The following is a 23,971-nucleotide window of genomic DNA, read 5'->3' as shown; positions in this document are numbered from 1 at the left end:
CCTGTGCGTAGCGGGGGAAGGGACGTCTCATGTCGAACCAGTTCAACGATCGCTTGAACTCGCTGTTCGAGACTGCCGACTTTCACGTCACCAACGCGATGGTCGTTCGCGGCATGACCGAGTTCGGCTGCCGTATCTCGACGCCGTACCTGTCGCAACTGCGCACCGGCGTCCGAATCAATCCGTCACCCGAAGTGGTTGCCGCCCTCGCCCACTTCTTCAAGGTCCATCCGGACTACTTCTACGCCCCGTCCGATCACACTCCGCCCGCGATCTCAGGTGGCGAGGCAGACCTCTCCCTCCTCGAACAGCTGCACAACGTGCGCCTGCGGAACCTCACCTCCCGTGTCGTCGACCTCTCACCGTCTTCACAGGATCTGCTTGTCGAAATGGCGGAGAATCTACGTTCCTCCGAAAATCTTCCGCGCGTACCACCGGACTCGAATTCCTACATGTCACGCGCATAGCGCCCTTCGCCGACTCTCCTTGACTGCTCAGGGAGGGTTGGCCTTATGCTGGTCGATGCAGCTGGTTCGCCCGGCACGGTCATGAGGAGCCCCGAAGACCGGTCCCGGCGTCGAAGCTCCGTCAGCGCAAGCTGTCGGGGTGAGAGGGAACCCGGTGAAAATCCGGGACTGTCCCGCAGCGGTAAGCAGGAACGACCGCCGTTCATGTGCACTGGGCATCCGCCTGGGAAGCGACGGCCAGTAGGTTCGATCCAACTCGATCGAGTGCCCGCGAGTCCGAAGACCTGCCGACTGTGTCGGGCACGCCGTGCCCGACGGTCCACCGCCTCGTGGAATGGGCGTGTAGATCTCCATCGGACCTCGTGTGCGGTGCGGGCAGTGCTGCCCGCTGAAACTCGAGGTCTCGTGAGGTATACCCGTCTGCCGGCAGTGGCCATCAGTGCATTGGCAATCTGGAGAAACTCCGTGACAACAACATTCACTTCGACCGTGCTGGGCTCACCGCGCATCGGTCCTCATCGAGAACTCAAGCGGGCAACCGAAAGCTACTGGGCAGGGCGCATCGACGCCGACGCCCTGCAGGCTGTCGCCCGTGACCTCCGTCGGCAGGGCTTGGCCGACCTCCGTGACCTGGGCCTCGACTCCGTCCCGGTCAATACCTTCTCCTTCTACGACCAGATGCTCGACACCGCAGTTCTTCTCGGCGCGCTGCCCGACCGCGTCGCGTCGGTCGCCGATCCGTTGGACCGCTACTTTGCCGCTGCCCGTGGGACGGACACCATCGCGCCGCTCGAAATGACGAAGTGGTTCGACACCAACTACCACTACCTGGTGCCGGAGATCTCGCCGTCCACCACGTTCGCACTCGACCCGTCCAAGGTCTTGTCCGAACTGGCAGAAGCACTTTCCGACGGCATTGCAGCCCGCCCGGTCGTCATCGGACCGGTCACCTTCCTGCTGCTCTCGAAGGCTGTCGGCACCGACGAGCCGCTGCTCTCGCGACTCGACGAACTACTCCCCCTCTACGCGGATCTACTCGGTCAGCTCGCGAAGGCCGGTGCGAGCTGGGTTCAGCTCGACGAACCGGCCCTCGTAGGCGATCGCACCGACGAGGAAATCGAAGCGGCACGCGCTGCGTACGAACAGCTTTCAGCGCTGTCCGAGCGGCCGTCGATCCTGTTGGCGTCGTACTTCGGTTCGCTGCGTGAGGCGCTGCCCGCGCTTGCGTCCACCGGCGTCGAAGGATTTGCCGTCGACCTGGTGGCCGGTCAGGATTCGATCGGCTCCGTCCCCGAACTCGCCCGCAAACTGGTCGTCGCCGGTGTGGTCGACGGACGAAACATCTGGCGGTCGGATCTGGATTCGGCACTGAGCACGTTGGGTGCTCTGTTGGGCAGCGTGGATACTCTTGCCGTCTCCACATCGTGCTCCCTGCTGCATGTTCCGTACACTCTCGACGCAGAGGCCGATGTCGACAAGGCCCTGCGCTCGTGGCTCGCGTTCGGCACCGAGAAGGTCAAGGAAGTAGTAACTCTCGCAACCGCTCTCACACAGGGCCGAGAGTCGGTGGAGGACGAGTTCGCTCTGGCACGAGCGGCCGCGTCGACCCGCAAGGACGATCGCAGACTCAATGATGCGAGTGTTCGGGGACGCCTGGCCGCCGTGCTGAACTCGGCGACCGGTCGCGCGCCCGCCGCCGAACGTCGCGCTGCCCAGGACGAACTGCTTTCTCTGCCGCCGCTGCCCACGACGACTATCGGTTCGTACCCGCAAACCTCGAAGATCCGCATCGCTCGCGCAGCACTGCGCAAGGGCGAGATCGACGAAGCCGAGTACGTCAACCGTATGCGCGCCGAAATTGCCGAAGTTGTTGCGCTCCAGGAAAAGCTGGACCTGGACGTTCTTGTTCACGGTGAGCCGGAACGCAACGACATGGTCCAGTACTTCGCGGAGCAGTTGGACGGATTCTTCGCCACCGCCAACGGTTGGGTCCAGTCGTACGGCACCCGCTGCGTGCGTCCGCCGATTCTGTACGGCGACGTCTCCCGCCCGAAACAGATGACCGTCGACTGGATCACGTACGCGCAGTCCCTGACCGACAAGCCGGTCAAGGGCATGCTCACCGGACCCGTCACCATTCTGGCCTGGTCGTTCGTCCGCGACGACCAACCCCTCGCCGACTCGGCAAATCAAGTCGCACTGGCCATTCGAGACGAGACCGTCGACCTGCAGGCCGCCGGAATCGGAATCATCCAGGTTGACGAACCGGCTCTACGAGAACTACTCCCACTGCGTGCCGAGGATCAGCGTGCCTACCTGGACTGGTCGGTCGGCGCCTTCCGGTTGGCTACCTCGGGCGTCGCGGATTCCACCGCGATCCACACGCACCTGTGCTACTCCGAGTTCGGAGCGGTGATCGGCGCCATCGCCGGCCTCGACGCGGACGTCACGTCCATCGAGGCGGCGCGCTCACACATGGAGGTCCTCGACGATCTCAGTTCGGTCGGGTTCGACCTCGGCGTCGGCCCGGGTGTCTACGACATCCACTCGCCGCGGGTGCCGAGCGTCGACGAGATTGCCGAATCCCTGCGTGAGGCACTCAAAGCTGTTCCTGTCGAGCGGTTGTGGGTCAACCCGGACTGCGGTTTGAAGACCCGCGGTTCCGTCGAGGTCGAGGCGTCACTGCGTAACCTCGTCGAAGCCGCGAAGTTGGCACGAGCGGAGCTATAGGGGCAAAGCCCCGGTGCGCCTTTTTGGTAGTGGGCACTACCAAAAAGGCGCACGGGGGTCAGCTCAACCACGTGTTGCCGAAGAGCAGAATCCCGTCCGCACTCGGGGTCACTCCGTGGACGTTCTCGCGCCACGGGATGAAGACCTTGCCGGAGTTGACCACGGCCATCGGCGCCGTCTCGTTGACCACGGTCTGAATATCGTCGATGACGGCTCGCCGCTCATCCTCGCCCGACGCCGTTTGCAGCTTGCCGAGCAACTCGTCCATCCGAGCGTTCTTGTAACCGAGGATGTTCGACGGCGATTCGCTGAACAGGTTGCCGTACATACGCACGAACGGTGACTCTTCCAGCACGTTGAACGCGAAGTAGGACACGTCGTAGTCATGCTTTGCGTACAGCATGGAAATCAGATCGTTGATGCTGGTTGCGTAGGTGATGTCGACCGTGAAACCCACTGCCTGCAATCTAATACACGGATTAATCAACTGTAGATCGCGCTAGGGTTAGTCCATGACTGACCGGACAACCGATGACCAGCCAACCGTCGGCGTGCTGAACTTCTGGTCGTTCATCGAACTGGCCAACAAGCGACTGGCCACCGAACACGGCTTTCGCGACCAGCTGGCCACCGAGGTACTACTGACACTCAATCGGGCTTCCAACGTGGTCACCTACGATCTCGAGTCGTCGATCCACCGCCCTCGCGGCTGGTCATGGTCCTCCTTCAGGCTGTTGTTCGTCACCTGGCTGGCCGGTCCGATCGAGCCGAAGGCTGCCGCCGAGCTCACCGGCATGAGTAGGGCAGCGGTCTCCAATCTGTCCAAGTCGCTGCTGGCAGACGGATTGATCGATCGTCGGCCCACCGAGAACGACGGCCGTTCCGTCCAGCTGTACCTGACCGACAAGGGCCGAGAAGCCATGGTCGAAGCCTTTCGCGAGCAGAACGAACGCGAACACGCCTGGGTAAGCGTCCTGAGCGAGGCCGAACAGCGAATTCTTGTCATGCTCCTGGACAAACTGATCACCAACCGCAGCCAGTTCGACGTACGCGGACGTAACTGACATAGACCCGAACCCCTTGGAGGGTTGCGCTCATCACATCATTTTAGTTAATGTATTTACTATCTGGTGGAGGTGAGCCAGGCAGAACAGCACAGAAGGAGCCCCGTCATGGCGTTCTATCGACAACTCGGCAACATCCCACCGAAGCGTCACACCCAACACCGTGACGAGTCCGGCAACCTCTACTACGAAGAACTGATGGGAGAGGAAGGTTTCTCCTCGGATTCTTCGTTGCTGTACCACCGCGAGATCCCGTCGGCCATCGTCGACGCAACGGTCTGGGAACTGCGCGATCAGAGCACAACCCCCAACCATCCCCTCAAACCGCGCCATCTGAAACTCCACACGCTGTTTCCCGAAAGCACCTGGAACGAGACCGACGTGGTAACCGGCCGTCGTCTCATCCTCGGAAATGCCGACGTGCGATTGTCCTACGTCGTTGCGGCAGCGCCATCTCCCCTGTATCGCAACGCAATCGGCGACGAGATGGTCTACATCGAATCTGGCGAGGCGACCGTCGAGACCGTCTTCGGTGCACTCGAGGCCAGTGAAGGTGACTACGTACTGATCCCGATGTCCACAACGCATCGATGGATCCCCAAGGGTGACAAGCCACTTCGTGCCTACGCCATCGAGGCGAACAGTCACATCGTCCCGCCCAAGCGCTATCTTTCCCGCTTCGGCCAGCTGCTCGAGAACGCACCGTTCTGTGAACGAGACCTGCACGGACCGATCGCGCCCATGATCGCCGAAGGAACCGACGTCGAGGTACTGGTCAAGCACCGAACGTCGGCGGGCATCGTCGGCACCCGAATGGTTTATCCCACGCACCCTTTCGATGTCGTCGGCTGGGACGGCTGCCTGTACCCGTACACCTTCAACATCTCCGACTACGAGCCGATCACGGGCCGTGTTCACCAACCGCCGCCGGCGCACCAGGCGTTCGAGGGGAACAACTTCGTGATCTGCAACTTCGTTCCGCGCAAGGTCGACTACCACCCCCTGTCGATCCCGGTGCCGTACTACCACTCAAACGTCGACTCGGACGAGATCATGTTCTACTGCGGCGGTGACTACGAGGCACGCAAGGGTTCCGGCATCGGACAGGGTTCGATATCGATTCATCCCGGCGGCCACGCCCACGGCCCACAACCCGGCGCCTACGAGCGGAGCATCGGCGCCGAGTTCTTCGACGAGCTGGCCGTCATGGTCGATACGTTCCGGCCCCTCGAATTGGGTGAGGGAGCCCTGGCCTGCGAGGACGAAGCGTACGCCTGGAGTTGGGCAGGGCGGGGGCCTAGGCAATGACGATCATCTCCCCACTCCTGCTCGGCCTGTGCGACGACGCAGCACTTTTCCCACCCGGCAATGCTTCTCTCGCCGAAGCAATTCCGGCCCACGCCGCCTACCTGCAGGCGGACTACGACGCACTGGTCGGGCCTTTCGTTTTTCCCGCGCCTCGACTGAGCGAACTGGCTGCGTACGTTTCAGCGGACAGCCCGGTGACGCTGAGTCTGACCGTGCCGGCCGGCCCATCCGATACGGCGGCCGCACTCTCGAACGCGCGAGCCATCCCTGGTGTTCACGTCGCCGCCGTCGAGGTGGGAATTCCAGACGGGTTGGACGCCGATGCGGCCTTCGAGGAAATCGCTCGTGTCCATGCCGCTCATCCCGACGTCGACATTTTTGTCGAGGTGCCTCGAGGTGATCGGCGCGCGGGCTATCTGGCAGCTCTCGAAACTGCCGGGCATTCCGCAAAGTTTCGCACCGGCGGGATTGTCGCCGAGGCGTACCCGAACGAGGAAGAGCTCGCCGATGCGGTGATATCCGTTGTCCGAGCCAATATCCCGTTCAAGGCGACTGCGGGACTGCACCACGGCGTGCGCAACACCGATCCGGAAACAGGCTTCGAGCAACACGGCTTCCTCAACATCATGGTGGCCGTCGACGCGGCGAGGCGGGGCGCCGATCGTTCGGAAATTGTTGCTGCACTGTCTCAGCGCGATGGAAAATCGATCGCGCAAGCCCTGGCCGACCTCACCGAGGACGAGGCCGGCGAGGTGCGTCGCCGATTCCTCTCGTTCGGTACCTGCAGCATCTCGGACCCTCTGACCGAGCTGGAAGGCCTCGGGTTGATCGTCCGCTCCGACAAAACCGAAGGAACTCTCGTATGACTGTCACGACCATCGACATTCCCGCCGACTCACTGTTCGGTCTCGACAATCTGCCGTACGGGGTCTTCTCCCCCGCGGGAGGGTTACCGCGTGTCGGTGTGCGCGTCGCCGAATCGGTGGTCGATCTCGCAGCGACACTGGGTGATTCCGTCTTCTCCGAACCGACTTTGAACGCGTTCATGGCTCAGGGACGAGATCAGTGGGTATCGGTGCGAAACCGGATCACGGAGCTCGTGACTAGCGAAATAGACTCGAATGCAGTGTTTTCCGTTGATTCGGTGACAATGCATTTGCCGATCGCAGTGGCCGATTACGTCGACTTCTACGCCTCGGAGAATCACGCAACCAACCTCGGGCGGTTGTTCCGCCCGGACGCAGCCCCCTTGATGCCGAACTGGAAGCATCTTCCCGTCGGATACCACGGGCGCTCGAGCACCGTCGTCGTCTCCGGCACCGACATCGTTCGTCCCTGCGGACAGCGGAAGGCACCCGATCAGGAAAGCCCGGACTTCGGACCGTCCCGGCGCCTCGACATCGAAGCCGAGATGGGATTCATCGTCGGAACTCCCTCGAAGATGGGCGATTCCATCACCCCGGACGAATTTGCCGAGCACGTCTTCGGCGCCGTCGTCGTGAACGACTGGTCTGCCCGAGACATCCAGGCGTGGGAGTACGTGCCCCTCGGTCCGAACCTGGGGAAGAGTTTCGCGACCTCCATCTCACCGTGGGTCGTACCCTTGCTCGCTCTCGAAGCAGCCCGAATCGACACTCCGGTGCAGGATCCCGAACCGCTTTCCTATCTGCGTGGTGAAGAGAAGTGGGGGCTGGACATCGACCTGGCCGTCGAATGGAACGGTCACGTCGTCTCCCGGCCGCCCTACGCCCAGATGTACTGGTCGCCTGCGCAGATGCTCGCGCACACCACCATCAACGGCGCAGCAGCGAGCACCGGCGATCTCTTCGCGTCCGGAACCATTTCCGGACCGGACAAAGATCAGCGCGGCGCCTTCATCGAGTTGACGTGGGGCGGCAAGGAACCCGTAGCTGTGGGCTCCGAGACCCGTACCTTTCTCGAAGACGGCGACACCATCGCCATCTCAGCCACCGCTCCCGGCGTCGGCGGATCACGAATCGGCTTCGGGGATGTTCACGCTCGGATCCTGCCTGCAACGCAAACCGAAAGATAGTGATTGACAACTGTTTAATTCACGCTGATCTGATGTCCGGAATTCCTTGCCTCACGATTCTCCGAAGATAAGCTGGACTAACCATCCAGAGCGATCGAGAGTCCTGGCTCCGTGACGTCGCAGCAACCCCCTCTGCTGAGGTGCGGGTGCTTTCTGCCAGGTCCGATGGAGGACTCGTGCCAGGCGATCGACCCCGTACCTCAGTGGGGACAGCAGCTGTCATCGTGATCGTGGGTGGTGGACCCCGCGGGACCGGCGTACTCGAGCGGATCCTCGCTCACGAATCGGTGAACGCCGATCCCACACCGATCGACATTCACGTTGTCGACCCGTATCCGGCAGGCGCCGGCCGTATTTGGCGAGGCAGCCAGGCGCCGCTTCTGTGGATGAATTCGACAACCGCGGACGTCACGATGTTCACTGACGAGACCACCGCCGTGATCGGCCCGGTGCTGCCGGGTCCGACCCTCGCGGAATGGGTCGCCGAGCGCTCGGCTGAGCTTGCCGAATTCCCAGAAATCGCAGCAGAAGTTCCGACGCTCACCCCGTCGTCGTTTGCATCGAGGTCACTGCAGAGCCGATACCTGAACTGGGTGTTCGAGACTGCAGTCGACTCCGCGCCAGCGCACGTCGACGTTCGAGTTCATCGACGATCCGTGGTCGACATCGTGAACGTCGGCGAGACACAGACGGTTCATCTGGACGACGGAGCTGTCATCGACGCGACGACCGTCCTTCTCGCACAGGGGCACCCCGATGCGTTGCCTGCCCCACGCGAAACCGCGCTGACCAGCTTCGCGTCCGATCACGGGTTGACGTATGTGGGTCCGGGCTACACTGCCGATCTCGACGCCGATGTCATTCCCGAAGGCGAACCGGTTCTGATCGCCGGACTCGGGCTGGCTTTCATCGACTGGATGGTTCTCCTCGCCGAGAGCCGTGGCGGCATCTTCGAACGCGGTGAAGACGGCGTCCTCACTTACGCTCCCTCGGGTCGGGAACCCCTGTTGTATGCCGGATCTCGTCGCGGAGTGCCGTATCATTCCAAGATTTCGTACTCGATCGCTGACGCGCGGCCACCGCTACCGCGGTTCTTCACCGCTGATCTCGTTCCCGGCGACGGACCGTTGGATTTCCGAAACGACATCTGGCCCTTGGCGTCGAAAGAACTGGCAGGCGCCCACTATTACGAGCTGTTCGCATCTCACCCGGATCGGACAGTGGGCACCTGGGAGGAGTTCGACGCCGAATTCGCCTCGCTGGCTTGGGGATCGCCTCGATTGCAGGAACTGGTCGAGAACGCAGTCCCGAAGCCGGAAGACCGTATCGATCTCGAGCGGCTGAACCGTCCACTCGGCGGTGAGCGCTACGACGGGCTTGCCGAGGTCCAGTCCCGGATCACCGAATACATCTCGGCGGATGTCGCGCGGAGGTCGGACCCGTATTTCAGCGCCGACGCGGCTGTCTTCTCAGCGCTGCTGTCGACGTACATGACCGTCGGAGAATTGTTGCGGCGCGGCAGAATCCCGGCCGAATCCGTCGCCAAGGACGTCGAGGGTTGGCTTCATTCGTTCTTCAGCTTCATCGCCAGTGGTCCGCCGCCCGAGCGTTTGGAACAGTTGGTCGCCCTCAACGAGGCGGGCATCGTCCAGTTCCTCGGGCCGGATTCGGTGTTCTCCACCGAGATCGACCCGGCAACGGGGGCTGGGATCTTTGTCGCGCGCAGTGCGTCGCACACCGACATCGTGGCCGCGAACACCCTCGTCGAAGCACGCTTGCCGGTTGCTTCCATCAGCGCGAGCGGTGACTTGCTCCTGCGGACGCTTCACCGTCGGGGCGAGGCAGTCGAACTTCGTGCGACCGTGGACAGTTCGGCGAAGCTCGCCGTCGACGGTACTTCACGAATTCTCGACCAGAACAACACTGCTCATCCCCGCCGCTTCGCGGCCGGGCCGTGGGTTGCAGGCCATAACTGGTCGGCGGCTTTCCCTCGTCCCCGTACCAATGCAGGGTTCTTCCGGCATAACGATGCCCTGGCGGCGGAGATTTTGGGTGCTACGCGCCTGTGAGCGGTTAGGGAGTCCTGGGACTCCCTAACCGCTCACAGGGGGCTGTGCCCCTAGCTGAACACCAACTCACCCTCGTCAACCGCGACGGTGATACTGCCGCCCTCTTCGAGGAGATCGTCGAGCAGCATGTCGGCGATCTTGTCGTCGACCACACGCTGAATCGAACGACGCAACGGGCGAGCCCCGAACTCGGGTTGATGCCCGTGCTCGGCGATCCAGTCCACCGCGTCGGCAGTGAACTCGATCTCGATGCCCTTGGACTGCAGCCGCTTCCGGCTGTCGTCGAGCAGCAGATCAGTAATCCGGTGCAGTTGCTCGGTGTCGAGCTTGCGGAAGATCACGATCTCGTCGATACGGTTGAGGAACTCCGGCCGCATCGATTCGCGCAACCTGGCCATCACGCGGTCGCGCAGTGGCTTCTCCGCCGACTCTGCGTCACCCGTGGTGAAGCCGAGTCCACCGGACTTGCTCGAGATGATGTCCGAGCCGAGGTTGCTGGTCATGATCACGACGGTGTTCTTGAAGTCCACCGTCCGACCCTGACCGTCGGTCAGACGGCCGTCGTCGAGCACCTGGAGCAAGGTGTTGAACACGTCCGGGTGTGCCTTCTCGATCTCGTCGAGCAGGATCACCGAGTACGGGTTACGACGCACCTGTTCCGTGAGCTGTCCGGCCTCGCCGTAGCCGACGTATCCGGGAGGAGCACCGACCAATCGGCTGACCGTGTGCCTCTCACCGAACTCACTCATGTCGAAGCGCAGCATCTTGTTCTCGTCTCCGAAGAGTGTGGCAGCCAGAGCTTTTGCGAGCTCCGTCTTGCCGACGCCAGTGGGTCCGAGGAACAGGAAGCTACCGACGGGACGATCCGGATCGCTCATACCGGTCCGGCTACGACGCACGGCACGCGCGATGGCGCGAACGGCGTCATCTTGCCCGATGACACGACCGTGCAGTTCCTCTTCCAGACGGCGCAGGCGATCTTTCTCTGCCTGAGTCATCTGGCTTGCCGGAATACCCGTTGCGCGAGCGACAACTTCGGCGATTTGTTCAGCGGTCACGTCCGGCGTTTCCTCGGAAGGAACCGAGGATCCTGCCTTCTCGAGACGCTTTGCGACGCCGTTGATCTCGTCACGCAGGGTCGACGCCTTCTCGTACAACTCGTCGGCGACGGCTTTTTCCTTGTCGCTCTCGAGCTGCTCGAGACGCTGCTGCAGCGCAGCGGTGTCTACCGTGGCCGTCTTCAAGCGAAGCCTGGCGCCGGCCTGGTCGATCAGGTCGATTGCCTTGTCCGGCAAGAACCTGTCGCCGATGTAACGTGCCGACAGCTCTACCGCAGCGGTGATCGCCTCGTCGGTGTAATGGACCTTGTGGTGATCCTCGTACCGACTGCGCAGGCCGCTCAAGATGGCGATCGCGTCCTCGATCGACGGCTCTCCGACCTGTACGGGCTGGAAGCGCCGCTCGAGCGCGGGATCCTTCTCGATGTTCTTACGGTATTCGTCGAGCGTGGTGGCGCCGACGATGTGCAGTTCACCGCGAGCGAGCTTGGGCTTGAGGATGTTTCCGGCGTCCATCGCACCGTCTGCGCCGCCTCCGGCACCGGCGATGGTGTGCATCTCGTCGATGAAGACGATCAGCTCGTCCTTGTGTGCGGTGATCTCGTCGATCACCTTGGTCAGCCGTTCCTCGAAGTCTCCGCGGTAACGGGTACCCGAGACCATGCTCGAGAGTTCGAGCTGGACGATCTTCTTGCCCACCAACGATTCCGGGACATCCCCGTCGACGATGCGCTGGGCGAGACCTTCGACGATGGCAGTCTTGCCGACGCCGGCCTCACCCACCAGGACCGGGTTGTTCTTGGTGCGGCGGGAGAGGATCTCGATGGTCTGTTCGATCTCGTCGGCGCGGCCGATCACCGGATCGACGCCGCCGTTGCGGGCGCGATCGGTGAGATCGATGCCGTACTTGTCGAGCGTCGGTGTGGTGGACTCGTCTTCGACTGGACCGGCTGCGGGATTCTGAACCGCTGCCTGCAGCTTCTCCGGCGTGATGCCGGCCGAAGCGAGCAGACGACCCGGAACATGATCGGGGTCACCGGCCAGGGCGATGAAGAGATGTTCGGGGTCGATGTACGTCGATCCCAGGGCTCGAGCCAGTTGATGAGCCTCGAGTAGAGCGGTTTTCACGGCGCTGCTGAGCGCAGGAGCAGAGTAGGCCCCCTGCTCACGGCCTTGTGGCAGCCGCAGGTCGACGGCGTCGACCACGGATTTCGGGTCGGCTCCGGCGCGCTGCATGAGCGTGCGGACCGGATCCTGCTCCGCCATGACGCGGAGAACGTGCAGTGCATCGAGATCCGAATCACCGCGAGCAGCCGCTACACGTGCAGCGTCAGCCATGAGTTGCTGGGTGGCCCTGCTCATGAGCCGGGAAATATCGATGCGACCGGGACCCTCGGGCCCGAAGAATGCTGGCATTCCGAAGCCTCCTTGCAGAAAGTTGAGCGTTACTGACTCAATTAACGTGCATGGGGCTCGATCAATTCCCGCGGGCTCAGATTTGTTTCAACACCTTCGGGCCACAGATCGTTCTCAACTACCGAAGGATCCGGTAGATCGACCGACCGGGTACGCCTCGAGGTGCATGATCACCGATCCCTCGCAGGGACCACTCGCGATGTCGGTACGCCACGAACCTTTCAGACTGCCATCGGGCTGAGGTGTGTAATACGCCTCGGAGTGCGCCGGTGCCCACACCTTGGGCACGCCTTCCCCCTGGTAGCAATCCCACTCCCAGTCATAGGGGTGCACCCAACTGGTTCCGTCCCAGGTGTATCGAGCAGGCTGCGGCAACGTCGGATTGGCGGGAGCCGGACCGCCGACCACTGTGGCGATACAGACTCCGCTCGAGCAATCCGTCTCGAACGTGTATGTATCGGAGAAATCCGGCTCCCACTGGCTGGCGGCCAGACTTGTGCCCGTCTTGGTCGCGGCGAAACGCTTGAGCGAGTAATCACCGGACCAATTCGCATCCGCAGCCCCCGCGGGCATCGCTCCGGCGACAAACCACGTAGCAACGAGAGCAACCACCAACAATGACTTCCGCATGCGTGAAGTGAATCACAAGCTATGCCCGAATTGTCGGATACTGACCACAAGAACACCGACGACGATCAGCACCAGCGAAACCAACGGCAACGCTCCCGCACCCCTGTCCGCCAAGATCAGCCCGCCTACGACGCCGCCCGCTGCGATCGCCGAATTGAAGATCGTCACGAAAACCGATTGCGCAGTGTCCACAGCGTCGCCCGTCGTATCCGCGAGCGCCGTCTGAAGGAGAGTGGGAGCGCCTCCGAATGCCACACCCCACGCCGCAACGCTGAGTGCGATCACAGCGAAGCTGTCACCGCCGCCGCCCAACGCCGTCAAAGCTGCGGCAAAGACCACCAAGCTCAGCACGGTGAGACTTCGAAGGGCCCGATCGACGAACACCCCGACCACACCGATGCCCACGAAGGCGAAAAGTCCGAACACGAACAAGACGATTCCCAACCGATCGCCGAAACCGATGCGATCCAGAAACGCCGCCAGATACGTGTACACGATGTTGTGCGCGAGGATCCACAAGAACGCGACAAACAGAATCGGTCGTACGCCAGGCAGGACCAAGACTTTCCGCACCGGCAGCTGCCGATCCGCTTGTTGCCCGGGAAAGTCCGGCATCACCGTGAGTATCCACGCGACCAGAAGTAGCGCAGCAACCGACATCACGGCGAAGACGACGCGCCAATCGACCAGGGTCCCGAGCCACGCCCCCATCGGAACGCCGATTGCCAACGCGATCGGCTGTCCGACGGAGGCAACCGCAACGGCCCGCCCCTGCAGGTGAGGGGGCGACATCCTGCGTGCGTACCCGGCAAGCAACCCCCACACCACACCTGCCGCCATACCGGCCAGAAACCGAACACCGAAGGTGAGAACAAGATTCGACGAAAGCGCTGTCACCAGATTGAAGACACCGAACCCCAGAATCGCCGACACCAGGACAGCACGCCGTCGCAATCCTCGGGTCAATGCGATCAGTGGTACCGCCCCGACGACGGAACCCAATGCGTATGCGGTGACCAATTGCCCTGCGCCGGAGACCGATACGGACAACCCTGACCCGATCTGCACCAGTAGTCCGGCCGGCATGGTTTCGGTTGTGATCGCTATGAAGCCTGCCATTGCGAGTGCCGACAACCCGGCCAGCGGTAGTGTCCGGACGGAATCGGTCTCCGCCAGTGCCGAAGTCGCCGTCCGGTCCGAGTTCGAGCTCACCTCGTCGGTGTTTCGGGACTGCCTTCACCCGACTGGCCGGAACGGACCAGTTCTGCAATAGACGCCCAGTCCATCTCGCCCTGACCGTTCGCCAGAGCCTGAGCGAGCACGCCTCGAAGTACGCCACCGAACGGCAAATCCAGATCGACGCTGTCGGCGGCGTCGAGCGCAAGCCTCAAATCCTTGAAGCCCAGAGCTGTGGTGAATCCTGCAGGCTCGTACTGACGCGTCGCGACGAGGTTTCCGTAGCTGGAGTAGACCGGCCCCGGGAAGATCGTCGAGGTCAGCAGTTCTACGAGTTGGCTTCCGTCCACACCTGACCTCTCCCCCAATGCGATTGCCTCGCCCAAGGATTGAATCGCGGCGAGGATGAGGTAATTGCCGATGATCTTGACGATGTTGGCCTGCTCCGGACGCTCACCTTGTGGCCACGTGCGAGCACCGATGACGTCGAGAAAGGGTTGCACTCGCTCGAGGAGGGAACTGTCGCCGGCGGCGATGATGTTCAACTGACCAGCCTGAGCAACAGAAACGCGTCCGAACACCGGCGCCGCGATGTACCCGATGCCGTACTCGGCGTGCAGTGCGGCGGCGCGCTTGGCAAGTTCGACGCTGACGGTGGCCATGTTGACGTGCACGGTTCCACTCGGAACGGATGCGAGGACGGCGGGATCCAGAATGGCCGAAGACACGGCCGAATCATCTGCCAACATCGACAGCACAACACCGGACTGGAATGCCTCGGCAACGGTTTTCGCGCCGATCGCCCCTTCCTCGACCAGTTCGGCTACCGCTTCAGGGCTGCGATTCCACACCGTCACGTCGAAGCCTGCGCCCAGTAGATTTCGAGCGATGGGACGACCCATCGCGCCCAAGCCGACCACGGAAACAGAAGTCATGGATTTCCCTCTCGAAAGTGCTGAACCATCTAAGACGGTTCAAGACTCTCACACGGGTACAGTTGCTGTCGAACCGGTTGAGATGGTTCGCCACGAAGGAGGATGAAAGTGAACGAAGCAGGAGCTGATCAATCCGCTCGGGACGTGTTTCGACTCGACAACGACACGCTCGCCTTCCGCTTCACCGCCACCCTCACCAATCGGAACGGCTCGAGGTTCGAACGACTCACGAGCCCGCAGCGACTCGAATTATGGTTACGCGCCAACGATCTGATGGACGCCCCCGCAACCGCGACAGAAGACGACCTCCGCGGCGCGCAGGATTTACGTGAGGCCATTCATCGCATCGGAACCGCCGTATGCGAGAACCGCCGTGCCTCACGCGCCGATGTCGGGATCGTCAACACCGCATCCGAACTCGGTGATGCCCACCTCGTCCTCGAGAGTGGCCGGGCCCTCTGGAAATCAGCCGGAGACAATCCGATCCGCGACGCTTTGTCGATAGTGGCTGCCGACGCGATCGCGGTGCTCGGTGGAGCCGACCGGGACCGCGTCAAAGCCTGCCAGGGCGACGGGTGCACCGGCCTCTACGTCGACACCAGTCGCGGCAACAACCGACGCTGGTGTTCGATGAACATCTGCGGAAACAAAGCCAAGAAATCCGCGATGACCGCTCGCGCCGACTAGCTCATCTCACGCTCGCCGCCAGTCGATTTCGCCGCCACTCGGTTCCACAGCTTCTCGATCGGCGTCGACAGCAGGAGAAGAAACAGCGGGAAGTACGACGTCACCGGAACGAGCACACTGACGAGCAGCGCCACCACCATGATCAGGAAAGTGACGATTTCAGCGGTGAAATGCGGCTTCGCATTCTCTTCGCTCAACGAGGGGTTGCGAACCAGACCCCACGCGACCACCGCCAGGCACGCAGCACTGGCTGCCATTGTCCCGATGTAGAGAGCCCTGGTTCCGAGATCCTGCGACGGCGCCGCAACGAGCGCTGTCGGGAAGGGCAGGAACACGATGGTCATCACCCACAACCCCAGTCCGCGAACGACCACCTTGTCCGCGTCGACCACAAAACGAAGCAGCCGATGCTGCGACCACCAGAGCCGGAAGATCACCAGAAAGCTCAGGGCGAACGAGTAGAACTGCGCAGCGTGATCGCGCAGCAGTTCCGACGTGGTGCCGTGGTGGTCACTGGTGAGTTCGACCAGCGGCAGTACGAGCAGCGTGATCGCAATGGCGACAATCGCGTCGATGAAAGTGACGTAGCGCTCGAAGTAGCGGGTGCGTTCCGCAATCTCAGCCATTGCGGAAGCATAAGCCTCACAACAGGAAACAGACCGGCGACGCCACTTTACGGAAGCACGTATCCGGAAACATACAATTAACGAATCAAATTCGTTAGATCTCTTGACCGTGGCGGAGCCCATCCCCATACTTAACGAATCACATTCATTAAGTGACTCGCATCACGCCACCAGGGGTCGGTTCAGCCACCCCCTTCAGGACATGGGGTTGCCCTAGTGCCGATCAACGCTTCGACGAATACGCAGTCCGACCGGGTTCCACTCACCGCCAACCGCGGTATTGCCGTCTTCAGTATCGGCGTCATGGGGTTCATCACCGCGAACCTCATCCCCCTGATGATCGTGGCAATGGTCGAGGACCTCGGTGTCACCGAATCCGCTGCCGGTGCCGTTCTGACCGCATCGCTGCTGGTCTGCGCCGTCACCTGCCTCGCCACCACCCGAATCGCCTCGGGCCGGCATCGCCATCTCCTCGGCCGCGTCAGCCTGATCGCGATGGCAGCCGCATTCGGCGTTGCGGCCATCGCACCGTCCACGACGATCGCATGCGCCGCGATCATCGTCGGCGGTATCGGCGCTGGTGGATCCGCATCCGTTGGCGGAGCGGCACTGGCCGCGCTCACGAACCCGGACCGGGCGTCAAGCATCAGCGGCCTCGTGAACCGTGTCGTCGTCACAGCCGTCCTCGCTCTCATACCCATCCTCGGCACACACATGACCAACGCATTCGGCATCGTCGCAGTCCTGGCACTGGCTACCGCAGCAACGGTCACCTGGTTGCCGTCGTCCCCGGTGAAAGAGTCGCCGGAGACGGCGAAGTCCGCCAATACGACCACAGCTCTCCCCGCCGGGGTCAGCGCGAAACGTCTCACTTTTGCCGGAACCGCATTTCTCGCGATGCTTGCAGTCTGGGCGATCAGCGAGGACTCGTTGTGGGCAGTACTCGGCATCATGGGTTCCGAGCACGCCGGGCTCTCGGATCAACAAATGAGTCTCGCACTGAGCGCATCAACGGCGGGTGGTGTGCTCGCGGCTGTTACCTTGACCGCGTTGGGTTCTCGGGTCAGTCGGACAGTATCGATCTCCGTGCTACTGATACTCGGGGCAATTCTGAAGCTGTCTGCCGGCCTCACCACCGATCCCACGATCTACCTGGTAGTGGTCATCGCTTGGAACACGATCTACGCGGCCACGTTCATCGTCCTGGTTGCCATCTCGGCCGCGCTCGACGCGGCCGGCCGATGGTCGGCGCCACTACTGGGCACCTACCTCATCGGCTCCGCGTTCGCGCCGCTGTTCGGAACTTCGGTGACGGCCGGCCTCGGTTATCCGACCTTCGGAGTCATCATCTCGGGGATCAGCTTCGTTCTACTGGTCCCGTTCGCCTTGGTTTCCCGACTCTCCGCACGTACCGAAGGTGCGTATCGTCACCACAGCGCCGCCATCACTACTACCGTCATCGCGTAAGGATCACGTAGAAGTCATGAATGACAGCATCACCCACTACCGCAACGGAAAGATCTTCACGGCTGCCGACGACGGATGGGCCGAGTCGATGGTCGTCGAGGACCACAAGCTCAGATTCGTGGGCGAAACCGTCTATGCCGATATCCTGGCACCCGACGCCGAGGTGATCGATCTCCAAGGCGCCATCGTGCTACCCGGTTTCGTCGACGCCCATACGCATTTGGCGATGATGGGATTCGCGCTGCAGAAGTTGGATCTGCGTGATGCCGCCGATCTCGCCGACATTCAGTCCAGCATCAAGCAATTCGCGGAATCGAACCCGGACGCACCACGACTGCTGGGTCGCAGTTGGTTGTTCTCCGCGCTGGATGGAGGGCACCCGACGCGAGAGATGATCGACGCCGTCGTACCCGATCGCCCGGTGTACCTCGACGCCAACGACGTACATTCGGTCTGGGTGAACACTGCAGCACTGCGAGAACTCGGCATCGACGCGGACACTCCCGATCCGATCGGCGGTCGTATCGGCCGGGATCCGGACACCGGAGAAGCCACCGGAATGCTGTACGAGACCGCCATGATGCTCTACGTCTGGCCGAAACTGGCGGAGCTCGCATCCGACGAAGACCGGGACGCCGCCCTCGCTCTCGCCTTCCGCCACTATCTCGAGGACGGCGTGACCGGTGCGGTCGACATGGCACTCGGCGCGGACGAATTAGCCTCGCTGGAAAGAGCATTGGACGCAGGAGACGGAACACTGCCGCTGCGTGTCGCGGCTCACTGGCTGATGACCCGCGAGGACAACGAGGCCGACAACGTCGGACAAGTTCACGACGTGATCGAACTCCACGAGCGCGTCCAAGGTCCGTGGCTCCGTATCGCCGGAATCAAGATCATCATCGACGGTGTGATCGACAGCTGCACTGCCGCAATGAAAGAGCCGTACTCGGACGGCACCAACGCCGAGCCCATCTGGGATCTCGAGTCCTTGATCCCCGTCGTGACAGCCGCTGACGCCGCAGGCCTGCAGATCGCGATGCACGCGATCGGCGACGAGGCGTCGGAGATCGGATTGACGGCACTCGAGTACGCGATCGCCGCCAACGGAGACATTCCCCGCAGGCACCGAATGGAACACTTGGAGTCCATCACCCGGGACAACGTCGAAAGGCTTGCCCGCCTGGGAATCATCGCCTCGATGCAACCGGTTCACGCTGACCCTGCAATCCAGGAGAACTGGCAGGCGATGCTCGGCGACTACCGGGTCAATCGCGCGTACCCCTGGCCCGAATTCACCGAGGCCGGAGCGGTTCTGGCGTTGGGTTCGGACGCTCCGACCGCTCCCCACCCGCCGCTGCCGAACATGTTCATCGCCACCACCCGTCGATCCGCAATCGATCCGTCACTGGCACCCAACCTGCCGAAGTACGCACTCCCCCTCGCGGACGCGCTGGCTCACGCAACTCGCGACGCTGCCTACTCGTGCCGGTGGGAAGATGTGACCGGCCAGCTGGTTCGGGGTAAAGCAGCCGATTTTGTCGTACTGAAACAAGATCCGTTCACCGAAGGGGTCGATTCTCTCCTGACCACAGAGATTGCGATGACCGTCGTTGCTGGATCCGTGCGATACGACGCGGCCGGGGCCAAGAGCACCGAAGCACGGAACACCGAGTCCGATAGCTGATCGTTACCGGTTGTTCGATAACGCACGCATGCGGCCCGGCGACAGAACGAAGGAGGGACTTGAACACGTGAACCCATACACTCTGGAGGACGCATGCGCAGGAAAGCTCCGATTTCGGCCGCCGTCGCAGCCGCTGCACTGGTGACGGCCACTGCCCTGACGGTCGCCGGTTGTGGGTCGACCGAAGGAACACCTGAAGCGGCGGCGAGTTCCACGGCAGCCAGTTCAACGGCGTCGGCGACATCGACGGCAAACGAAACCGAGACGACGGTAGCGAGCTCTCCCCCGCCACAATCGAACACCCGCACAAATGCATCCACGACGGCGACTACGACAGCAATCCCCGCTTCGGGTCCCTGTCTCGACGTCGGCTCCTCGCTCGTCACCGACGCCATCGGCACGCTGGGCACCGACATCAACGGCGGCAATTGGATACCGAGATCCGCGAGCGAAGAACAGATCGGGAATTGTCCTGACCTGCTCTGGGTTTCGGTGGACGGCGACGGCGTCGGCGATGCGACTTACCAGTCACACGTCCTGTTCTTCCACGACGGAACATACCTGGGCACGGCTACCAGTGAGCCGTACTCGTACACACACGTCATCGACAGCAACAAGGATTCGGTATCCGTCCAATACCGTTGGCTGCTGGACGACGATGCATTCTGCTGTCCCCAAGGCGGACCGAACATAGTGAACTTCACGTGGAACGGCAGCGCCGTGGTTGCCGACGGCCAGTTCCCGCCCTCCTGAACCTGCCTGGGTCCGAGAAGGCCCTGAATGCAACTGTGCCCCAGCGACGACGGTCACTGGGGCACAGTCTTGTTCGATCTACTCGCCGGCGCTCCTACTCACCGACACCGAGTTCGCGCAGGCGAGTCTTGTACAGCTCGATGTTGCCGAGCTTGATGTCTTCGTAACCGCGAACCACGTCCGGCAGTGCCGCGATCTCGACGGCGCGATCGTATCCGTCGGTTGCGAGCGTACGAGAGAGGTCAGCGATCATGGCCTCGTACTCGGCGAGCAGTTCACGCTCGACCTTGCGGACGTGCATGTAGCCGAAGGGGTCGAGCTTGGTACCGCGAAGCTTCTTACCCTTGGCCAGAACCTTCAGTGCAACATGCGACTTGGGTCCGAGACCGATCTTCTTCTTGCGGCCCATCACTCGAAGGATCGGCGGGTGGAGCTTGTAGGTCAGGTTCTCCCCGGCCGGCACCTGAGACTTGACGTCCTCGATGAATGCGGGGTCGACCAGCATACGAGCAACTTCGTACTCGTCCTTGTACGCGGTGAACTTGAACAGGCCGCGGGCAACAGCCTCGCTGAAATCGGTCCGCTCGGTTGCGGCACGTTCGGCGGTCCAGACTGCCTGAACCTGATCGATGTAACGCTGGGCGATCTTGACGGACTGGAACTCGATGAGCTGCGCTGCACGCAGTTCCACCAGTCGCAGGGTTTCACCGGTGAAGGTGGTTCCGGCGAACATGTGAGCCGGTGCGACAACGGGTTCGCGGACGGACTTGGCCGGCGTGGTGACGGCCGAGAACGCTTCGGTGTCGGCAATTGCTGCACGACCCCAACGGAATGCCGCGATGTTCGCGTCCACGGCAACGCCGTTGATGCCGATCGCTTCTTCGATGGCCTCGGCCGGCAGACGAAGTCCACCGCTCTGGTAGGCAGCACCGATCAGCAGGAAGTTGGCCGCTGCGGTGTTACCGAACAACTCCTGTGCCGCGGCGAGTGCGTCGAACGAACGCAGGGTGCGCGACACCTTGTCGAGACGGGCGAGGAGTGACGTCTCCTCGGGGTAGCGAACAGCCTTGTCGTAGACCATGTCTCCGGTCGGCGTCTGCGACGTCGAGGCGATGGAGACCGTCTTCTCGGCGTTGCCGTAGTCGAGGTTCTTGTTGTCCGTCGCGGTCAGCAGGTCGAAGGCGACGATGCAATCCGCGCTGCCCGGAGTGAGGCGGTTGGACGGCTCGAGCGCGCTGGAGCTGAAACGCAGGTGCGAGACAACCGGTCCGGCCTTCTGGCTCAGTCCGATCTGGTCAAGGCTCTCCACTTCGAGGCCGGCGCGCAGTGCAGCCGTTGCGAGCACCTGGTTGACGGTCACGATGCCGGTGCCGCCGATGCCCGCGAGGAACACGTTCTGCGTGCTGGTGAGCGGTCCGAAATCGGGGTCTGCGACGACGGGCGGGACGGGACGTGCGGCCTTCGGAGCCTTCTTGCCCGGTACCAATTCGACGGTCACGAACGACGGGCAATCGCCGTCCATGCAGGTGTAATCGGTGTTGCAGGATGTCTGGTCGATCTTCGTCTTGCGGCCGTACTCGGTGTCCACGGGCTGGACCGAGAGGCAGTTCGACTTCACACCGCAGTCACCGCAGCCTTCGCACACCGCCTCGTTGATGACGACGCGAGTGTTGCGAGTGGGCAGCGTGCCACGCTTGCGCTGGCGACGAGCGTCGGCCGCACAGTGCTGGTCGTAGATCAACACTGTGACGCCCTTGATCTCGCGAAGCTCCTTCTGGGCCTCGTCGAGGCGATCGCGGTGCCAGAGCTTGGTGCCCTTGGCCAGAGCGCGCTTGTTGTGACGCGAAGGCTCGTCGGCGCAGATGATGATCTGCTTGACGCCCTCGGTGGTCAGCTTGTGGCTGAGCTGAGCAACGGAGAGGGCACCTTCCGCGTCCTGTGCACCGGTCATCGCTACTACTTCGTTGTAGAGCAACTTGTAGGTGATGTTCACGCCTGCGGCGATGCATGCCTGGACAGCCAACTGACCGGAGTGGAAGAAGGTGCCGTCGCCGATGTTCTGGAACAGGTGAGGCACGTCGGTGAACGGTGCCTGCCCGATCCACTGGCTGCCCTCGCCGCCCATCTGCGTCAGGCCGGTGACAGCGCTGTCCTCACGGCCGGACATGGTGACGAGTGTGTGGCAACCGATTCCGCCGCCGCCGATGGAACCCTCGGGAATAGCGGTGGAACGGTTGTGGGGGCACCCGCTGCAGAAGTACGCGGTTCGCTTGGCGGAGAGCACGTTGAGCGACAGCGGGGCCGGGAGGGTGCGCTTGAGTTCGACGTGCGGCTTCAGTACGCGGCGCAACGGGGCGAGCAGCCGGCCTGCGGTCAGTTCACCACTGGCAGGCATGAGCAGACGGCCCTGGCCGTCACGCTTGCCGATGATGCGAGGGGCATCGTCGGTGCCGTACAGGACTTCCCGGATCTGAGCTTCGATGAACGCGGTCTTGTCCTCGACCACGACGATCTGCTCGAGACCTTCGGCGAACTCCTTGATCTTCTCGCCCACGACGGGGTAGCACATTCCGATGCGAAGGAGACGGATCCCGGCGCGGTGCAGCGCGGCATCATCGACGCCGAGGTCTGCCAGAGCTTGTCGGACGGAGTCGAAAGTTGTACCGGTGGCGGCGATACCGATCTTCGCACCGGAGGGGTTGACCTCGATCACATCGAGGTTGTTGGCAGTTCCGTACGCGTGCACAAGATCCCATCGCGGGCCGTACAGATCGGCCTCGGCGATGACACTGTCCGGCGGCGCGGCCATCTGACGCTGCTTGTAGACGAAGGGCTTGCCCTCGAACTGCACTTCCGGAACCACGATGTCGAAGTCCGCGATGCTGCCGTCGATCGTCCAGGCACCGTCTGCGACGTCGGCGACGATCTTCAGCGCTACGACGCAACCGGAGACACGCGAGAGAGCAACGGCGTGCATACCCATCGTGATGATCTCTTCGGCATTGCGTGGGAAGAGAACCGGCACGCCCATCGCGGCAAGCGAGCGCTCGCTGACGGCCGGAACCGTGGAGGACTTCGACGCGGGGTCGTCGCCCACCAGGAGGACGACGCCGCCCTTGGGGTTCACGCCGTACATGTTGGCGTGGCGAATGGTGTCGGTAGCGCGGTCGACGCCGGGGCCCTTGCCGTACCAGACGCCGGTCACGCCGTCGTGGGTCGCGGTTCCGGCGGGGAGATCCGTCTGGCTTCCCCATACCGCCGTGGCGGCGAGCTCCTCGTTGAAGCCAGGGATGAAGGTGATGTCGTGCTCGGCGAGAACCTTGGGCATGCCGTGAAGCATCTTGTCGACGCCGCCGAGGGGGCTGCCCTGGTAACCGGAGACGAAGGTGGCAATACGCTTACCTGCCCGAATGTCGCGAACGTGCTGCTCGACGAAGCCGCGTGCAATTGCCTGAACACCGGTCAGCAACACCGGTCCCGATCCCGACCGGTACCGATCATCGAGGTCATAGGGCTTGGCCTGGGCTACGCCCGACACCAGTTCAGTCATCGTGGACCACCGTTCCGTCTGCAGTGCATTTCAACTACCGTGCATTTTCAACAACCGCGTAACTCGATCTGTTCAGATGATCGTGGTCGAGGTATGTGAAAGCGTCAACAGAGGCTTGTTCAACTATTCAAATTGACAATTTGTGAGCCAAATCACGTGACCTAGGTCATCGAATCAATCAGTTGGAGACCCGTTCGTGGCGATACGGCGAAACGGACATAAAACGTTCCCGACAATGCACACCGAGAACTTTCTTGACATTGACGCAACGTCAACTTGCATGCTGAATGAGCACAAC

General features: G+C 62.3%; 18 protein-coding genes and 1 riboswitch. Of the genes, 11 read left to right on the top strand and 7 right to left on the bottom strand.

Annotation, left to right across the window (positions count from 1 at the left end):
* Positions 1-29: 29 nt before the first annotated feature.
* On the top strand, positions 30-467 hold the full coding sequence (locus tag G4D79_RS11905) for a helix-turn-helix domain-containing protein (RefSeq protein ID WP_099698079.1): 438 nt from the start codon (positions 30-32) through the stop codon (positions 465-467).
* Positions 468-572: 105 nt separating this feature from the next.
* Positions 573-774: riboswitch (cobalamin riboswitch) on the top strand.
* A gap of 158 nt (positions 775-932) precedes the next feature.
* Positions 933-3,197, top strand: a complete 2,265-nt coding sequence (gene metE / locus G4D79_RS11900) for a 5-methyltetrahydropteroyltriglutamate--homocysteine S-methyltransferase (protein WP_099698089.1) — start codon at positions 933-935, stop codon at positions 3,195-3,197.
* A gap of 58 nt (positions 3,198-3,255) precedes the next feature.
* Here metE and G4D79_RS11895 read toward each other — a convergent pair whose 3' ends face one another.
* Positions 3,256-3,654 (bottom strand): hypothetical protein, encoded by a 399-nt coding sequence (locus G4D79_RS11895; RefSeq protein ID WP_235867862.1) that lies wholly within the window; start codon positions 3,652-3,654, stop codon positions 3,256-3,258.
* Between the two features lie 55 nt (positions 3,655-3,709).
* Here G4D79_RS11895 and G4D79_RS11890 point away from each other — a divergent pair, with 55 nt between their 5' ends.
* The 5 genes from G4D79_RS11890 (at position 3,710) to G4D79_RS11870 (ending at position 9,691) form a co-directional block, all read left to right on the top strand.
* A complete protein-coding gene (locus G4D79_RS11890; RefSeq protein ID WP_003939926.1) occupies positions 3,710-4,261 on the top strand; it encodes a MarR family winged helix-turn-helix transcriptional regulator in 552 nt (183 codons plus the stop codon).
* Between the two features lie 108 nt (positions 4,262-4,369).
* Positions 4,370-5,569: a homogentisate 1,2-dioxygenase gene (locus tag G4D79_RS11885; RefSeq protein ID WP_030535304.1), complete on the top strand. Its 1,200-nt coding sequence runs from the start codon at positions 4,370-4,372 to the stop codon at positions 5,567-5,569.
* Positions 5,566-6,435 (top strand): hypothetical protein, encoded by an 870-nt coding sequence (locus G4D79_RS11880; RefSeq protein WP_073512784.1) that lies wholly within the window; start codon positions 5,566-5,568, stop codon positions 6,433-6,435. Before G4D79_RS11885 ends, G4D79_RS11880 begins: the two co-directional genes overlap by 4 nt.
* A complete protein-coding gene (gene fahA, locus G4D79_RS11875; protein WP_054188907.1) occupies positions 6,432-7,622 on the top strand; it encodes a fumarylacetoacetase in 1,191 nt (396 codons plus the stop codon). The genes G4D79_RS11880 and fahA overlap by 4 nt, the downstream gene beginning before the upstream one ends.
* Positions 7,623-7,798: 176 nt before the next feature.
* Positions 7,799-9,691 carry an FAD/NAD(P)-binding domain-containing protein gene (locus G4D79_RS11870; protein ID WP_223304426.1) on the top strand — a complete coding sequence of 631 codons (1,893 nt, stop codon included), beginning with the start codon at positions 7,799-7,801 and terminating at the stop codon, positions 9,689-9,691.
* Between the two features lie 50 nt (positions 9,692-9,741).
* Here G4D79_RS11870 and G4D79_RS11865 read toward each other — a convergent pair whose 3' ends face one another.
* The 4 genes from G4D79_RS11865 to G4D79_RS11850 all read right to left on the bottom strand — a co-directional run bounded on the left by G4D79_RS11865 (position 9,742) and on the right by G4D79_RS11850 (position 14,906).
* Positions 9,742-12,165 carry an ATP-dependent Clp protease ATP-binding subunit gene (locus tag G4D79_RS11865; RefSeq protein WP_007733608.1) on the bottom strand — a complete coding sequence of 808 codons (2,424 nt, stop codon included), beginning with the start codon at positions 12,163-12,165 and terminating at the stop codon, positions 9,742-9,744.
* 114 nt (positions 12,166-12,279) lie between these two features.
* Positions 12,280-12,795, bottom strand: a complete 516-nt coding sequence (locus tag G4D79_RS11860; protein ID WP_099698080.1) for a hypothetical protein — start codon at positions 12,793-12,795, stop codon at positions 12,280-12,282.
* Positions 12,796-12,807: 12 nt separating this feature from the next.
* Positions 12,808-14,007, bottom strand: a complete 1,200-nt coding sequence (locus tag G4D79_RS11855) for an MFS transporter (protein ID WP_099698081.1) — start codon at positions 14,005-14,007, stop codon at positions 12,808-12,810.
* Positions 14,004-14,906, bottom strand: a complete 903-nt coding sequence (locus G4D79_RS11850) for an NAD(P)-dependent oxidoreductase (RefSeq protein ID WP_099698082.1) — start codon at positions 14,904-14,906, stop codon at positions 14,004-14,006. The genes G4D79_RS11855 and G4D79_RS11850 overlap by 4 nt, the downstream gene beginning before the upstream one ends.
* A gap of 102 nt (positions 14,907-15,008) precedes the next feature.
* Here G4D79_RS11850 and G4D79_RS11845 point away from each other — a divergent pair, with 102 nt between their 5' ends.
* The gene (locus G4D79_RS11845) at positions 15,009-15,593 is read left to right on the top strand and encodes a CGNR zinc finger domain-containing protein (protein ID WP_180279620.1); all 585 of its coding nucleotides are present in this window, start codon (positions 15,009-15,011) and stop codon (positions 15,591-15,593) included.
* Here G4D79_RS11845 and G4D79_RS11840 read toward each other — a convergent pair.
* Positions 15,590-16,219: a TMEM175 family protein gene (locus tag G4D79_RS11840; RefSeq protein WP_007733613.1), complete on the bottom strand. Its 630-nt coding sequence runs from the start codon at positions 16,217-16,219 to the stop codon at positions 15,590-15,592. The two genes, G4D79_RS11845 and G4D79_RS11840, sit on opposite strands and share 4 nt — an antisense overlap.
* Before the next feature lie 216 nt (positions 16,220-16,435).
* Between G4D79_RS11840 and G4D79_RS11835 the strand changes: the two genes are divergently transcribed.
* From G4D79_RS11835 to G4D79_RS11825, 3 genes are all read left to right on the top strand, one after another.
* Complete coding sequence (locus G4D79_RS11835) at positions 16,436-17,686, top strand: MFS transporter (RefSeq protein WP_007733614.1); 1,251 nt, start codon at positions 16,436-16,438, stop codon at positions 17,684-17,686.
* Between the two features lie 16 nt (positions 17,687-17,702).
* On the top strand, positions 17,703-19,370 hold the full coding sequence (locus tag G4D79_RS11830; RefSeq protein WP_099697799.1) for an amidohydrolase: 1,668 nt from the start codon (positions 17,703-17,705) through the stop codon (positions 19,368-19,370).
* 93 nt (positions 19,371-19,463) lie between these two features.
* Entirely contained in the window at positions 19,464-20,123 is a 660-nt protein-coding gene (locus G4D79_RS11825) for an LppP/LprE family lipoprotein (protein ID WP_003940243.1), read from the top strand.
* 94 nt (positions 20,124-20,217) lie between these two features.
* On the opposite strand, the gene G4D79_RS11820 is transcribed toward G4D79_RS11825, so the two are convergent.
* Positions 20,218-23,673, bottom strand: a complete 3,456-nt coding sequence (locus G4D79_RS11820; protein WP_214514239.1) for an indolepyruvate ferredoxin oxidoreductase family protein — start codon at positions 23,671-23,673, stop codon at positions 20,218-20,220.
* Positions 23,674-23,971 lie beyond the last annotated feature (298 nt).

Source organism: Rhodococcus sp. WY5, assembly GCF_018588185.1.
In the GTDB taxonomy this organism is placed as follows: Bacteria; Actinomycetota; Actinomycetes; order Mycobacteriales; family Mycobacteriaceae; genus Rhodococcus_F; species Rhodococcus_F qingshengii.
Note: the sequence above shows the minus strand (reverse complement) of the source record. Positions and strands in the feature narration are given on the sequence as shown.

Excerpts from the sequence above, each read along its gene's own strand:
- G4D79_RS11865 (WP_007733608.1), bottom strand. The coding sequence starts at position 12,165 with ATGCCAGCATTCTTCGGGCCCGAGGGTCCCGGTCGCATCGATATTTCC.
- G4D79_RS11830 (WP_099697799.1), top strand. The coding sequence starts at position 17,703 with ATGAATGACAGCATCACCCACTACCGCAACGGAAAGATCTTCACGGCT.
- G4D79_RS11820 (WP_214514239.1), bottom strand. The coding sequence starts at position 23,673 with ATGACTGAACTGGTGTCGGGCGTAGCCCAGGCCAAGCCCTATGACCTC.
- G4D79_RS11890 (WP_003939926.1), top strand. The coding sequence starts at position 3,710 with ATGACTGACCGGACAACCGATGACCAGCCAACCGTCGGCGTGCTGAAC.
- G4D79_RS11880 (WP_073512784.1), top strand. The coding sequence starts at position 5,566 with ATGACGATCATCTCCCCACTCCTGCTCGGCCTGTGCGACGACGCAGCA.
- G4D79_RS11845 (WP_180279620.1), top strand. The coding sequence starts at position 15,009 with ATGAAAGTGAACGAAGCAGGAGCTGATCAATCCGCTCGGGACGTGTTT.
- G4D79_RS11840 (WP_007733613.1), bottom strand. The coding sequence starts at position 16,219 with ATGGCTGAGATTGCGGAACGCACCCGCTACTTCGAGCGCTACGTCACT.
- G4D79_RS11885 (WP_030535304.1), top strand. The coding sequence starts at position 4,370 with ATGGCGTTCTATCGACAACTCGGCAACATCCCACCGAAGCGTCACACC.
- fahA (WP_054188907.1), top strand. The coding sequence starts at position 6,432 with ATGACTGTCACGACCATCGACATTCCCGCCGACTCACTGTTCGGTCTC.
- G4D79_RS11905 (WP_099698079.1), top strand. The coding sequence starts at position 30 with ATGTCGAACCAGTTCAACGATCGCTTGAACTCGCTGTTCGAGACTGCC.
- G4D79_RS11860 (WP_099698080.1), bottom strand. The coding sequence starts at position 12,795 with ATGCGGAAGTCATTGTTGGTGGTTGCTCTCGTTGCTACGTGGTTTGTC.
- G4D79_RS11825 (WP_003940243.1), top strand. The coding sequence starts at position 19,464 with ATGCGCAGGAAAGCTCCGATTTCGGCCGCCGTCGCAGCCGCTGCACTG.
- G4D79_RS11850 (WP_099698082.1), bottom strand. The coding sequence starts at position 14,906 with ATGACTTCTGTTTCCGTGGTCGGCTTGGGCGCGATGGGTCGTCCCATC.